General features: G+C 52.7%; 9 protein-coding genes and 1 tRNA gene. 5 read left to right on the forward strand and 5 right to left on the reverse strand.

The features are described 5' to 3' along the window. The first annotated feature begins 2 nt into the window (after positions 1 to 2). Both CMUST_RS06530 and CMUST_RS06535 read left to right on the forward strand, forming a co-directional pair. Positions 3 to 1,220, forward strand: coding sequence for a hypothetical protein (locus tag CMUST_RS06530; protein WP_047261840.1), 1,218 nt, complete (start codon positions 3 to 5; stop codon positions 1,218 to 1,220). Positions 1,221 to 1,242: 22 nt separating this feature from the next. Beyond that, positions 1,243 to 2,565, forward strand: a complete 1,323-nt coding sequence (locus CMUST_RS06535) for a hypothetical protein (RefSeq protein WP_047261841.1) — start codon at positions 1,243 to 1,245, stop codon at positions 2,563 to 2,565. A gap of 21 nt (positions 2,566 to 2,586) precedes the next feature. On the opposite strand, the gene CMUST_RS06540 is transcribed toward CMUST_RS06535, so the two are convergent. The 5 genes from CMUST_RS06540 to CMUST_RS06555 form a co-directional block, all read right to left on the reverse strand. After that, positions 2,587 to 3,069, reverse strand: coding sequence for a YfbM family protein (locus tag CMUST_RS06540; protein ID WP_047261842.1), 483 nt, complete (start codon positions 3,067 to 3,069; stop codon positions 2,587 to 2,589). Positions 3,070 to 3,121: 52 nt separating this feature from the next. After that, the gene (locus CMUST_RS15910) at positions 3,122 to 3,916 is read right to left on the reverse strand and encodes a DUF4253 domain-containing protein (protein ID WP_158408202.1); all 795 of its coding nucleotides are present in this window, start codon (positions 3,914 to 3,916) and stop codon (positions 3,122 to 3,124) included. A 112-nt stretch (positions 3,917 to 4,028) separates the two neighbouring features. Then, the gene (locus CMUST_RS06550; protein ID WP_047261843.1) at positions 4,029 to 5,597 is read right to left on the reverse strand and encodes a hypothetical protein; all 1,569 of its coding nucleotides are present in this window, start codon (positions 5,595 to 5,597) and stop codon (positions 4,029 to 4,031) included. Positions 5,598 to 5,622: 25 nt separating this feature from the next. Next, a tRNA-OTHER gene (locus tag CMUST_RS16695) sits at positions 5,623 to 5,700 on the reverse strand. A gap of 101 nt (positions 5,701 to 5,801) precedes the next feature. Then, positions 5,802 to 6,209, reverse strand: coding sequence for an immunity 22 family protein (locus tag CMUST_RS06555; RefSeq protein WP_047261844.1), 408 nt, complete (start codon positions 6,207 to 6,209; stop codon positions 5,802 to 5,804). Between the two features lie 171 nt (positions 6,210 to 6,380). Here CMUST_RS06555 and CMUST_RS06560 point away from each other — a divergent pair, with 171 nt between their 5' ends. The 3 genes from CMUST_RS06560 to CMUST_RS06570 all read left to right on the forward strand — a co-directional run bounded on the left by CMUST_RS06560 (position 6,381) and on the right by CMUST_RS06570 (position 13,995). After that, the gene (locus CMUST_RS06560) at positions 6,381 to 7,742 is read left to right on the forward strand and encodes a hypothetical protein (protein ID WP_047261845.1); all 1,362 of its coding nucleotides are present in this window, start codon (positions 6,381 to 6,383) and stop codon (positions 7,740 to 7,742) included. Positions 7,743 to 7,825: 83 nt separating this feature from the next. Beyond that, positions 7,826 to 10,909: a VOC family protein gene (locus tag CMUST_RS15915; protein WP_144414143.1), complete on the forward strand. Its 3,084-nt coding sequence runs from the start codon at positions 7,826 to 7,828 to the stop codon at positions 10,907 to 10,909. Between the two features lie 56 nt (positions 10,910 to 10,965). Then, positions 10,966 to 13,995: a VOC family protein gene (locus tag CMUST_RS06570; RefSeq protein ID WP_144414144.1), complete on the forward strand. Its 3,030-nt coding sequence runs from the start codon at positions 10,966 to 10,968 to the stop codon at positions 13,993 to 13,995. The last annotated feature ends 7 nt before the right edge of the window (positions 13,996 to 14,002 follow it).

A 14,002-nucleotide genomic window follows, 5' to 3' on the forward strand; every position in this document is an offset into this window, starting at 1 on the left:
GCATGGGAATCCCGACCAGCGCGGTGCTAGCAACCGGGGTGCAGCTTTTCGACGAACACGCCGTATCAGTCATCACCGATACACCTGCCACGAACCTAGCGCAGATACACACCACAGGCGCAGATGTCAGCGACGACTGGTCGGAACTGGCAGGGATTATCGCACACAAGACCATCGATCCAACGTCGATTTATCTGCACTGGTTATTTGTGGTTTTCTCATCCGGCCACGCCGACCGGGTGTTCAACACACCTGAAGAAGTAGCAACCGAATTAGTAAAAATCGCACGGGACAAGTCGCTGCCGCACATCAGTGTTCAGCTGGCGGCGGCGTATATCGAAGAAGCAATTAGCCTGCTAGGCCGCAATACAAAAACCTGGTTGAGCGACGTGCTTTGGTGGGGCGACGCAGTTTCGCAGGCGCTTTCCCCATACGCCGATACAGCGGCAGTGCAGATTAACCTCATGGAAATCCGGTGGCGAGTAGCATCTATGGAACCGAATTCGAAACCGCACATCGACACGTGCCTGTCGGACTTAAGGGATTTCGCCAGAAAAATAACCGATACGCAGCAACAATTCGAAGCCTATAAAACACTGGCGATCCTCGCCGACACGGAAAAGCGAACTCGACTAAGCCAGACAAGCGCCAACGCCGCGTTCGGAATAGCATTTAACCTGCTTAACCGGAGTAAAAGCGATACAGGCAAAGCAAAAGCCGCCGAAACAGTGTGGGATTACGCCCGCGAATACCTAGACATGCGTTGTTTTCAACCGCTGACCCCTTCCGCCACTTTCGATCACACCACGCACATATTCCGTAAAGCATACGAAACAGCGTTACGCCATCTCGTGCCCGCGACATACTCCGCAACCGAACTTCAGGCACACTATGCCAACGACATGGCAAGCTTCCATGCCAGCCACCGCCGGTGGAGATCCGCCGCCCGTTGGTATGAAACCGCCGCACAACTATATGCCGCCTGCGGCGATACGCGTGGAATCGCCAGTGCGAAAACCGAGCTCATGCTCATCAAACGCAAACACGGCATTGTAGCTGAAGCGGAAAAACTAGCTGCCGAAGTGCTGGAGATTCTCACAATCAGAAACAACCAACGCCACTGGGGCTATCACCAGGCCATAACAACCCAAGCTTGGTGCCGCACAAAGCGGCGGAAGAAACGGGCGGCGAGTGGGCGTCGAAAAGCAAAGTCCTATTAAGCGGCACACACTAGGGGGTTCCATGACGCAGGAAGAAACGATGAGCGAAACCACGTTAAACGCCGAGTATATGCAGCTTATGCCGCACATTACCGCAGATCACCATGCGCCGTTACCCACCACCGAACAACTTCGCGCCGGGTTGGAACTGTTTGACCAACGCGGCGAGGCGGTAGGTAGTGATGCGGGGCGGCTGATGATTCGCGGGTTGTTCCACATCCAATCCGACGCGGTGCGGGAGAATTTTGAACCGGCAGTGAAAACGGCGTTGGCGGCACCGACACGTGACCCACTTAGTGTCCGGCTGCACGCACTCTATCTCCTGGCCGAATATTGGTCCTTCAATTTTGCCCACCATTACGCCGACGACGACCAACAGACATTTTCACTGTGTAATCCGCCCTATTGCTACGTGAAGGAATGCTACGAACTCGCGGCGGCTCAAAGAATGTGGCAAGTTGCTGAGCATGCGTTAGTAAGCCTCATTGATCACGTCATCATTCAGGATTCCTTCGCCCCTAATCGCCTAGCCACCAGCGAGCTTATGAAAGCGCAGGAATTCATCGCTACAGCTATGGAGCACGTTGGCGCTGATGTCTCCGTCGTCTTAAAAATGTCCTACCTGAAAGTAGTCAGTCTGATTGACAACACAAACCCACGCATCGAACTGGAAAAACTAGCCTGCGCTGCGCACACAGACTGGCAGAAGCTACTTGTCACCGTCGAACTTGCCACGTGCAGGCTCGACGATAACAAGGAAGCAGCTGCCCTCGACGCGGCCGAATACGCCCTCATTCTCGCGACTCGGTGGGCACAAACCGCCTATATCCACGATAAACATCGCGCTGTCGATCAGCTGTGGCCGTTAATCAGCAGAATAACCGAGATAACCCGCCGAAAATTCAACGACCGGGTGATCAACGTTCTCACCACATACTGCGACTTGTGGCTTAATAACCCAGATCCAAGCCGTGAAGTTGAACCCCAGGAAACTCGTATCTGGCTTTGCCTCGAAATCGCGGACTATTACCTTGCCGCTGGGCAGAAAAGAAAGGCGAAGCGACAGCTCTACCAGATGTTGAAAACCCTTCCCGTGGAAAAACCGTCTTACAGCTTGTGGCACTTGACTCCCCAAAAAATAGTGGAAAAACTCCTCACCTTGGAAACCTCGGACGGCAACAGTGCTGCCGTCCAGACAGTTGTGGAACTCGGAACCCACTTCGCCGCAGATGATGATGTTGAATACACGGCCCGACTTGCAGCCGCGAGGGCATGGTGTGCTGCTCAGCAACACCGGTGTCGCCGACACAAACGCCGTAATAAGAGGCGCCGAAGCACAACCTAGCCCGCAGCCGGTTATCAGAGGTTAGAACGACACACTAAAGATCACGTGCTGACCAGCGGAAGCCGCTTCTGTATAGAAATCGCGCAACCCAGAAAGCCAACCGAGACTGTACTCCAATTCGTCGGGACCGTACTCAAGCTCCCGGAGATCTTCAGGCATTGCCTCATAAAGCTTAACGAACTCCTCGTCGCTTAAGCCCTCCAGGTATTCCGAGACAACGGACACCTCGCTGGGATTGAGGTGAGTTACCCAGCCAAGATCGTTATCGTCGAGGAGACTACGTGCCCCGCCGATAACTCCCTTCGGCCCCAAGGGTTCGTCTTTATCCTCGGGATTGAGGGAACAATTGATGGGGTCCCATGCTTTATCAATTTCGCAGGCGAAATCCCAGTATTCCTCCTCCATTTCGCCAATCAATTCCAGGAGATCCTCACCATCACCGGTGAAATTAAGAAGTGGGGCAACCTGTTCATCTGTGAGCCGGAAAAATAATCCTAAAGACATGTGAGCACCTTTCTGTATGTGTTTTTGGTAGTTGGGTTGTGTGTTGTGGGGGTTAATCCCACCAGAACGACCATGTGGTGTCCTGCACTGTGGGGAAGTAGACAAAGAAGTCTTCGCCACTTTGTTCAATATTGTCGGGGCAGAAAAGGTAATGCTCTAATGCGATGAGCCTGGATTTCTGTAGCGACAATGTGTGCTGTGGTCGTACAACGGTGAGATCGGCGAAATTCAAAATTCCAAGAACTGCGCCAAACCGGTCTTCCCAACTGCGCAGCACGGCACTGATGTCGCCGCCAGAAAAACCGTAATTCACAGCACCATCCCACCCAAGAAGTGCGGGGGCATCGGCAGGACGTTCGACAGGCAGAACAACGACAGCATGGCCGTCGTTGAGCTCCCATTGAGGTTTCGATGGTGGAACCGATTCCTTCGTATCGAGGTTGTTAAGAATGTCGTCTTTCAGTTCGGGGGTTACCGAAGGGATGTTCAGCTTGGCAAAAACCTCTTTAGCGTCATCGTCCTCGTCGTTCGAGCTTAGGATATCGTCGATGGCACGGGTGAAAAAATCGCGAGCTGAGCCGATGTCCTTGGTGGTTTCAAAAAGCTCATCCGCCAACCAGGGTCGATGGAGATCGCCGTTTAGCCCCTCGGTTTGCAGGGGCCACCACGATGTTTCGGGAAACCTCCGAAGCAGCTCTGAATAGACTTTAGTCAAACCTTCTTGCGGGGTGAGAAAAAATCCGAGGGTTTGTTCGGGGTTGGGTGCTTCCTCCGAGCGGATGGCTGAAAACTCTAGACCGGTGCTTTCAAGGAATCGTTCTAGTTCGTTCATTGAATGTGAATTCATGGAACAAGTGTACGACAAGGCGTGGGGCGTTGGGGTTGTTTTTCTTAAAAGTTTTTCTGACATTGACTCTTAACATTTCAAGCTTTCACCGTGCGCGGTTGTAGTAAAAGCCTTATTGCCAAGACCAGCCAGATTGATGAGGGTCAACTCCTAATTTTTCGCAGGTGCACCGTACAAGCGCCTCAGTGCAAGTTTCTAAACCTAACGCAACATCCCAGGGTAAGGGCAGTTTATGGAAGATAGCGATGTCCTTGGACATCTGATAATTAGGGGGCGAATAGTTGAAAAGGCACGGAACTTTTCCTAAGTAATTATCGGCAACAGGAGCGTTACGTGCTTGATTAAGTACGTTGTAAGGCATACGCAGGCGCTCCCACGCACGGACTGTGGCGTTCCAAGCGGTGATATTGGCACCAGATGTGACATGGAAATTCGCTGCACCCCAGTAAGGTTGCCACAGTTTCTTCAACCGGGTAGCCAGCCGCTCAAGGTGAGAGCCGTACACCGCGATAAGGTGTCGAATGGCAGCGGGGGAAAGAAACGACACAAGGCGCGGGGTGCAATAAACATGGGCGATCATTTCGTGATTGCAGGTGGGATCGTTGAGTGCGCGGTCAAGGAGCAGATGGGCGAAGGGATCAAGAATCGTGTCATCTGTCCAGTACCACGGGCGCACTGCAAGAAGTGAGGAAAAATAGGCCGTAAAATTGGCTGTACCTGGCGAAGCTGCGAAGTCTGCGGTAGGAATTTCGGTGGCAAGGCGGGTTTTGCTGATGGTGACGCAGAGGTGCTGTGTCAAGACTTCTTCTGCAACGTAGGTTCGTCTACGCAAGTGAGCAAGGGCGCGTACCGTAGCCCGATAGTAATCGCGGGATATTTCCGGGTAGTGCGTGGAAAGTTCCATATGACTCCAGCTCTGCTTGCTCGATGAACCTAAAAACTCAAGGCAGGTGTTCGCCCAGGTTCGAATTGCACGCGGGGCAGAAACATCGTGGGGTGGGACCGGTAGATTCCCAAAACCCCGCACCAACCGAGTAGCTGTACTCAATGTGCGCGAAAGATCCGGGTTCGGGACGGATTTTGTGGGTAGGGCGGGTAGACACACACCAAGTGTGCGGAACCCCTCCATGCGGATTTCAGGTGGCAGCGGTGGGGTAGAGCTAAGCAGTGTCTCAATCACCGTAGCGGGGTCTTGGGGCAGGCTGTTATAGAGCGAAATATCCACCGGTTTGCAGCCAAAATGTGGTTCCGGGATCTCCGAAAACGCATCCACCAACTGGAAATCCACTCGCACGATTGTTGTGTCCTCGTTGATAGGCGTTTCCCAATAGTTTTTCTGGCTTAAAGGCTGCTCCCATTCCCTGCATGCCCATTTCTTCCACTCATCGAGGTTATCGGGGCCGAAGGTGTGCGTTATGTCTGTGGGTGAGAGCGTTCGCAATGTGTATGACTTCACAGCTAGAATATCAACGGCACAGACTGGGGTGCCATGCGAGTCCGTGAGAATGGCATATTTTCCGGGGTAATCGAGAAATTCCAGTGGTCGGTACCGACTTTTTGGGGTAGGAAAGAAAATACTGGTCACCTGTGCGGAACGGATCTGTGCCACGCGGTTGTCGTGGCGTGCGGCAGTTTCAGGATTATTCGGGGTTGGGTCTGCGAGGATGAACCGGAAAACCATGCTCTTAACCTAGTACATAGGGCGGGGAAGAAGCCCAAGATTCGAACTTAAGACCCAACTGTTCATGGGTGATACAGCCGCTCTGCCATTGAGCTACTTCTTCCCCACACGAAATCCTAGCAGCACGCGGAAACAGATAACACAAAGATCAAGCCAGCTCAGTCGCGGTGTGCTTCACTTTAAATCCGGGGCAGCAACTAAGGTTCAGTCCATATCGAATTCGCCGATGTACACCAGCCCGTTGCGATCGGTAAAAGGAATGTCGGAATGAGAAGAATCAGAAAGCAAACATACTGCTGTGGCATGGGTGATGCCGTTTTCTAGACACGAGGAAATGATCCTAGGGCGTTCATCTTCGGAGAGATCAGTTTCTTCGAAAAGGTCCTCGACGGGTGTGTTGAGACCGCAGTATTGAAAATGGGCGAAATCTGGGTCGTAATCATCCATCCCCGCATCCTGGGTGAATCCTTCCGGTTCAGGTTCAGGTGCTACCCCCTCTAATTGCTCATCTGTCCATTCCGGGGATTCAACATAGTCATCGAATTCGTCACAATCTAGTGGCGTGAGCAAGAGCCATAGGTGGGCGCGGTCATATTCATTCTCAGGTTCCATGTGTTGAGTATCCTTCTTTTACATCCAGAGGGTGTACATACGAAGCCTAACCCACAGTTAACGGTGGGGGTTAGGCACTATCGAAAAAGTTTCCTTAAGGCAATCCCAATTCCAGGACTGCCAACTAACTTACTGGCTATAGTGAGTCCCGGATAAAAAGAGGAGACAACTATGCACTACTGTGACGTCGAAACGCTGCTTCGCTTCGCCTACGACCATCCGAAGGGGATATATGCGGTTGCGGCGTGGCAGAAGATCGCCGACCGTGCCCACCTGGCGCAGAAAGCAGACATTGAGGCTGAGGCGCTGATTAACCTCGCCGAATCTTACCTCATAGCGGCACGCCCACTTGATGCAGCGTATGCTTGTCGACGCCTCCGCCTACTCGCCGACACCAATCCCGGCATCTTGGACGAAAGGCAGCAGAAGATTTTGGATGCCTGTGAGCAGGAGATTAAAAACCCGCCGGAAAGTAGCCGGGCGCAGCTGAAACTGTGGCTGGAAAACGGGGAAAAAGAACGCGCCCTGAAAGAGTTTGCAACTGAGAACGAGTGGGATGGTTCCGCTGTGCGCTGCGCCGATTGGGCGTGTGAGTGCGAATTTTTGGTGGCCTTAAGCGGCGTCGATAAGCATTATGCAGGCGATGCGATCAGGTTTGCGCTGACAGGCATGCCCGGATGGCCTGATGCGGAAACCCCAGAAACGTTGCGTGACTGCGCGGTCGCCGCCGCACGTGCGCTCCAGTTGCATCCAGATAAAAAGGCGCGTGTTCCTTCCTGGTTGATTGGCAGCGACTTGCCGTGGGTAAACTCGCCTGACCTGCGCGAACCTACGGTGGGACAGGCGATTGCGTGGTGTGAGGGCATCGCGATGCAGCTCGATGAGACGGTTGTCATTGATCCCGTTGAGCCTGTCGATCACGTTCCAGATGTGAGCACACCGTATCCAGCTAATTCGTGGATAAACACCGTCTACGCAGCGATTTTCCGCGCCCGACAAGGCGCTGTGGCGGGCTATAGTGAGGCACTTATCGAGCTTGACTACAGCCAACAATGGGCGCTTCAGCGGCGAATAATCGCCGAATGGGTTGCCGCTGTGGAAAAGGAAGATGCCGATACGGTGTGCGCGGTTGCGGGGACTTGCGCGCAAGCAATGCTGCCGGGACGAGGAACATTGGGGGATGAAGATTTTTCGTTGTACCGCGACCTGCTGCGGCGAAAATATCAGCTGGAAACTGGCGATGACCAGCGCACACACCGCGCCAACTTCTGCCTCGATTTTGGTACGGGGGCGCGGTACTTAGCACGCTACGGCGAAGCGCTAGCTCACCTTGTCGAAGCCACCGAACTGTATTGCGCACTAGGGGAGTGGGAGGACGCACACGTAGCAGCACGCCGGTTTGTGGAAACCACCGAATACTGCGAGAAGGCGTACCACGCGCAACTACAGCTGCCTAAATACGTGGAAAGATTGCGCGTGGTCGCAGGAAATCTACCCGCAGACGTGCAGGAATGGGTGAAAAATTACAGCTGAGAAGCCGAAAGTCCGTGCGTTAGAAAACAAACTCTGTTTTTACCCCCGTAGTTTTCACTGAAGAACACATCTAAGGAGTCGCCATGGGAGCAATATCACTTCGCGCTAGACGTCGCGGCACACTTAGCGTGGATTTTCAGCAGGAGGATGAGGAGTTTAGGTTCCTGGAAAGAAGCTTCGGCCAATGCACGAGAAACGTGAGGTTTTATGACACGTCGATGAAGTTCGCCCACGTTCTTGCCTCGCGTGGCGATCACCGTAATACGCTGATCGTAGTTGATGGTGCCCTGGAACAGGCCTGCGTTGATCTTCGCGATGCGGCGCGCGTGGTGGAAGCGTTTTCTTATCTTTGCACGTTGGTCAAAAACTTTCCCGAAACTGTCGCCGAATTAGAGTGGGACGTACCAATACCCGATTATGGGATGTACATCCATGCGCTGCTGCAACTACCCGAAATCCCACACGATGAGGTCGATGATGCGCTTGCACGCATGAAGATGTGGGCTGGAAATAGTAAGGGCGAATTCTGTAATCGTCGGAATTTTTTAACCACCAAGTTTTGGGTGCACCACCTGCGGGGTGAGTCGCACCAGGCGGCGGAAACTTTCACTACCTGGGAGGCGGAATTATCCGCGTATTCCTATGAGGTAGCTTCTAGGGTTGTTGTGTGTGAGATACTCATGCTCAACGCGTTGGGTCGGTTCGAGCAGGCTCTTGACCATGCTGGCGATCCCGATGAGCGATCCAACGATGTCAACGTTGCGCTCATCAAAGCGTACACCAGCACAGGCAAGCTTATCGACGCCGCCACGTGGGCGTTGTATAGCCTTGGGGATAGAGAACACGACGATTTCTTCTATCAATATGCACATATCGCCCGCCTTGTTCCCCTCTTGCCAGAGGATTTGCAGAAATACCTCCAATTTGCGGCGCGTTACTTATATGGACATGGGGATGTTTCCGCGAAACACTTAAAACAATTGCGTGCTATTTATGCGGGCGTGGCGAATTTTGGGCCGCTTCCTGAATTAAGTGAAAACGACATGACACATGAAGCGGCTAGGCTTTTCGCGGCTGCGTTTTATGTGATTTCGCGCCCAGACGCCAGCGTCGAAATGAGGGCGGACGTGTGGGACAAGAGAAAAACCTATGGTGATGAAGAGGGGTTGTTTCTGTGGCGGCCACTCGTGGTGTCCCTCATACGCGACACCCAAGGGGATGATCGTGAGTATTGGTTCTCCGAAGCCAGCGATGCATGCGCGGACCATCCGCAGCTCATTATGGATGTGGCTAGGTGGTGTGTGGATAACGCTGGGGTAGGTCAGGAAAGTCGCACGTTGTGGCTCGTGGGAAACCTCTTCACGGAAAATTGGGTACTTGAAAATTCTGACCTGCCTTTTACCCGTGAGGTTTATCAGCAGTGCGAAAAGTGGATTCGTTACGCGGCGGAGCTTGAGCACAAAGCTGATCCGGAAAACCACGCAAAGATTGCTGGAAGAATGTGGTTTGATCTGGCACGGATTGCTTCTGCACGAAAAGACTGGGAGCAGTCGCGGGAATACCTTTTCCAATCACTCACACATCATATTTCCCCTGAAAATATTCATGATTTAGAATCTGAACTTCAGCGCAACCCCCTTGTGAAAAAACCCAAACCTGATGCTTTAGATGAAGCTATTGCCAAATATAGCGGCGCGGGGGATTGCGCAGAACTGTGGCGCATTTACTGCTGGTCAAAAGCGCGCATGAACCTCGAATACCAAACTGTGTGCTTGCAGGAGATCGTTGAGGTACAAGGGTTAACGCAGTTACTTTTTGGAATAATTGAGCCATTTCAGATATGGGTGGATATTATTGCCAGCTACACGGATGAATTCCCCAGAGATTTCCAAGAATGGTCCATGATGACAATTTTTCCTTGGTATATGTGGGCACTTTATGAGAACCCTTCCACCACAACGCAGGGATTGTGTGAAGCACTTGACTACTACGAAGCTATAGTTTTGCACAACGAGCACGAGTATTCCTCTGCTTTATTAGCGCTGGCACGAACTTTCATTGCCTACCGATACCACGACAAGGAAACTGCGCGTGAGCAGCGCACAATCTGGTGTGCCCCCGACGAAAATATGTGGCTTCCTTTGCGTGACGTGGAAGCTGTTTATTGCATTGATGAGCTGACTAGGGCGGGGGATTACGAGGAGGCGATCACCTGGGTTCGACAATCGTGGGGTGAAGCCGAGTTCGCCCCGTGGCTGAAGGCTGCCTTGCTGGAGTCGGTTCTTCGAAGCGGGAACGCGCACCTAGCAGCCGAATGGTTTCAAGAGCTGAGTGACTTTTCCCTCGCCCATCAACTGGAAACCGCTCAGCGGTGGCATGAGAAGTATTTAGCGGTCGCCGGTGAGGTGGGTATTCTGCGGTATTTGCTGTGCCTTGTCGCCCACGGTGAAGTACACCACCGCGAGCTGGTACGGAGCCGGGTGATGAGTGTCCTTGTAGTCTGGGAGAAGACATTCAGCCAAGGCGAACAAGAAGCCAGGAAGCGTCCGGTTTTTTATCCGCGGAATGTGGGCAAGATCGCATCTGTTGTGGCGCCTGCGTTGCGGATGTGTTTTGCAGCTGATGAAGCTATGAACGTCACTGTGAGGGTGGGGGACAACGAGTGGCTGGGCGTTCCTGATGTCGCTGCTCCGACCGCTGAAAAAGCTGCCGAGTGGTTCGAGGAAATTCAGCATCAGGTGGAGCGGCTTTTTCACCCGGATCAAGCACAGTTTTCCCATCATGCGGGGATTTATGTCACTGATCTCGATGCAGTGTTCGAGTTCTTCGACAAGTATTTCCCCGTGGATTCGGTGGGGCTATATGAGAACCCAAGGACACAAGTTCGCTCCCATTACCTCATGTTTGATGATGGCAGCAAAAACTTGGTGTATTACCATAGCCCCAGGTTGGAGATTCTCAGTGATCCCCATCGTGACTGTGCACAAAACACCTCGATTCGGGATTTTTGCCTTCACGTGGAAAACCGCGAACAGATGCATGAAATTGTGGAGAAACTTCGTAAAGATGGCTACCAGATTCTCACCGAGCCGCACGAAACCAGCGACGGGAAATGTGTGTGCACTGTGCTGGGAATCGAGAATATTTCCATCACAATGAACACCTAAACATCAACAACGAAAGCCCCACCACGATACACATCCAAATCTTCAAAGGACTCACAATGAAAATAAGCCCGAAGAAGCCAATGAGTTTCGATATTGATTCACGCTTCAGTACTGAAGATTTGGTTGAAAAATCCTACGGCTTTTACTATCCCACTCCTGGGATTAGCGGACTTCTGGTGAAAATGGCACGAATCGTTGAATCCCGAGGGGACTGTGACCAGGCGCTGACACTTGCACAAGCCGCGTGTGAACGCGTTGAAATAGAAAACCTTGATGCCTCACATATTGTGGATTCCTTCGAGTATTTTTGGGGTCTGAATAAGAAATATGGTGAGGAAGAATTTCGTTTTCTCGATCAAGTGGAAACGTTAGATTATGGGGTTTATATCCATGCGCTCGTGCAGCTTCCTTATTCCGACGATTCCCGCATACGCTATCAGCTTGCCTGCATAAATCAGGCGGTGGCTCACAGGGACTGCAACCCCGCCACAACAAGACTCCTGTTGTGCGCAAAATTCTGGGCCCACCATATTCGCGGGGAATCGACGCTAGCGGGGGAGGCTTTCACCGCGTGGGAGAAGAGAGCGACAGAATCGACGAAGCCGGAAAGCACCGTGGCGCTTGCCTACGAAATTCTGATGCTCAACGAACTGGGTCGGTTTACTCAAGCACGAAACCATTCCACCGGCGAGGATGATGTGCGCATTCACATCGCACTGATTGAAGCGTATGCGCACACAGGGATGCTTGACGACGCCGCGTCGTGGGCGTTGATGTGCTTAGGGGGTGTGGTCGGTGGCAATCTCGTAGGACACTACACCGCCATTGCTAGGATTCTTCCACTCTTGGCCGATGAGGTGCGGTGCTATGTTCAGTTTGCGGCGTATCTTTTGCATCAATCAGGGATGGTTCCGCAGGCCCAATGCGAACAACTGCGATCAATCTTTGCAGCGGTATCGGAGTTCGATGTGCTTCCCGAATTATCGCAAGCCCATCAAATCTCCGAAGAGGCACAGCTGTTTGTGATGGCTTTGAAGATATTTTCAGAGCCTGATCCCAGTGTGCGACTCCGGCGATCGTTGGTGCGCCGGTTGGACGATCACAGGGCCAACCATTCTTATGGTGGTGTGGGGGAGTTCCTGTGGGCACATATCATGGCATCATTGGTGCGCGACACGAAAGGGGCGCAGCGCCGATTCTGGTTTTCGCGTGTGTGCGACTTTTCGCACCACATACCTTGGCTGGCGGTAGATTTGGCCCAGTGGTGTGTGGATCATGCGGAACCTGGGGATGAGGTTGAGGCGTTGTATTCAGCCGCGAAGACGATTGTTGCGAATAAAGATTTGGCGCTCGTGCCGGAATTCTACGAGGCGTGCAGGCGGTGGGCTGGGCAAACAAAGCACCTGGAAAATGACAGGGTCAGTACTGCGCGAGGGTATTTTGAGCTTGGGCGGCTGGCAACTATCCACAAAGACTGGGAGACTGCACGTAATGAGCTTCTCACCTCCATCACGCTCCACATTTCTGGGGATTGGATTCGGGACTTGGAGGACGCGCTGTGCGAAAACCCTTTGATTGAAGATGCAGAATATGACGAGCTAGACCACGTGATGCTTGAGGCTGAGACCTCCCTTGACCCAGCGGATTTTGAGCGTGTTTACCTTTTGGCGTGTGACTGCCAGCACGAGGTGTACCAGATGGCGTGCCTGTACCACATTGTGGAAAACAGGGTGATGGGGACGCATCTTTTCCAGTTAATTGAACCTGTTCGGGCGTGGATTGACCTGTGTATCCATAACGATCGGCGCAGACCTCAGGACATTTTATTCGGCCACCTGATTAAGAACTACCAGTACTACATCTGGGCGTTATGCGAGCACCCCGCCACCACGGTGGAGGATTTTCGGCAGGCTGTTGAACACTTCGAAGCCATGCTCATTGCCAAATCCTTTTTAGGTATCCAATTGGGGGATAGCTCACCAGATATTTCGTGGCGGTTGGCGTTATCCCGAACGCTTATCGCCTACCGGTTCTGTGACCTCAACACAGCACATGAGCAGCGTAAAATCTGGTGTGTCCCCGCCGATAAGCAGTGGATTGGTCTTCGAGAAATCGAAACAATTTATTGCATTGATGAGCATGTGCGAACTGGGAATTTCGAGCAAGGCCTTGCATGGGTGCGTGAGTCGTGGGGTGAGACTGAACTCGACACTTGGTTGAAAGCAGCGCTTCTCGATCTCAGCGTGATGGCCCACGAACCGGATCAAGCTGCCCAGTGGTTTTCTGAGCTGGGCGACTTCTCTTTGGCGCAACACGTGGCTTCACAATGCGGAAAGTATCAGCTCTATATGGCCGTGGCCGGGGAATATGGAGTGCTTCGCTATCTAGCACGGCTCGTTGAACAGGGGGAATCGCAACTCCAGCCAGTTTTACGTGACCGGGTGTTCAGCGTGCTGTCGGTGTGGAATCACGTGGATTTGCCGCGAAACATGGGGTGTCTTTCTTCAGCCTTGGCGGTGGCAGTACGCGTGGGTTTTCACCACGATGAGCTGATACCCCTCACCCTGAGTGTTGTGGGCAATGAATGGGTGGATGCCCAAGAGCTGTTCAACCCCACAGCCTCCGACGCCGCGAAGTGGTTCGAGGAAGTCGCGCACGCTATCGGGCGATTATTCGAGAGTGGACACACACCGCACGGGGACTCTGGGGCCATCTATGTTTCCGATTTGGAGGCGGTGCGGGAATTCTTCGTGGAATACTTTGATGCGAAAACGGTGGGGCTTTATAGAAATTCAGCAACCGAGGTCTGTACAGACTATGTAGTTTTCGAGGACACCTGCAATTCAATCGCCTACCATTGTGGTTTGTGCATCGAGATCATCCAAACACCAGAAGGCCAAAGAGCAACAAACGGTGTGACCATTCCCCTCGAAAACTCCAACAACGTGGACAAAATAGCCCAGAAACTCCGTAGAGATGGCTACGAAATCCTCATCGAACCGCACGAAACCAGCGACGGAAAATACGAGAGCACGGTTCTAGGAGTTGAGGAAATTCCCATCACCCTAAGCGCGGGGCTGCGGTGAGAGTGCG

Origin of the sequence: Corynebacterium mustelae (assembly GCF_001020985.1) — a bacterium.
Lineage (GTDB): Bacteria > Actinomycetota > Actinomycetes > Mycobacteriales > Mycobacteriaceae > Corynebacterium > Corynebacterium mustelae.

What these genes read in the sequence shown, in the direction of transcription:
- CMUST_RS06530 (WP_047261840.1), top strand. Translation starts at nt 3, where the DNA reads ATGGGAATCCCGACCAGCGCGGTGCTAGCAACCGGGGTGCAGCTTTTC.
- CMUST_RS06550 (WP_047261843.1), bottom strand. Translation starts at nt 5,597, where the DNA reads ATGGTTTTCCGGTTCATCCTCGCAGACCCAACCCCGAATAATCCTGAA.
- CMUST_RS06560 (WP_047261845.1), top strand. Translation starts at nt 6,381, where the DNA reads ATGCACTACTGTGACGTCGAAACGCTGCTTCGCTTCGCCTACGACCAT.
- CMUST_RS06535 (WP_047261841.1), top strand. Translation starts at nt 1,243, where the DNA reads ATGACGCAGGAAGAAACGATGAGCGAAACCACGTTAAACGCCGAGTAT.
- CMUST_RS06570 (WP_144414144.1), top strand. Translation starts at nt 10,966, where the DNA reads ATGAAAATAAGCCCGAAGAAGCCAATGAGTTTCGATATTGATTCACGC.
- CMUST_RS15915 (WP_144414143.1), top strand. Translation starts at nt 7,826, where the DNA reads ATGGGAGCAATATCACTTCGCGCTAGACGTCGCGGCACACTTAGCGTG.
- CMUST_RS15910 (WP_158408202.1), bottom strand. Translation starts at nt 3,916, where the DNA reads ATGAATTCACATTCAATGAACGAACTAGAACGATTCCTTGAAAGCACC.
- CMUST_RS06555 (WP_047261844.1), bottom strand. Translation starts at nt 6,209, where the DNA reads ATGGAACCTGAGAATGAATATGACCGCGCCCACCTATGGCTCTTGCTC.
- CMUST_RS06540 (WP_047261842.1), bottom strand. Translation starts at nt 3,069, where the DNA reads ATGTCTTTAGGATTATTTTTCCGGCTCACAGATGAACAGGTTGCCCCA.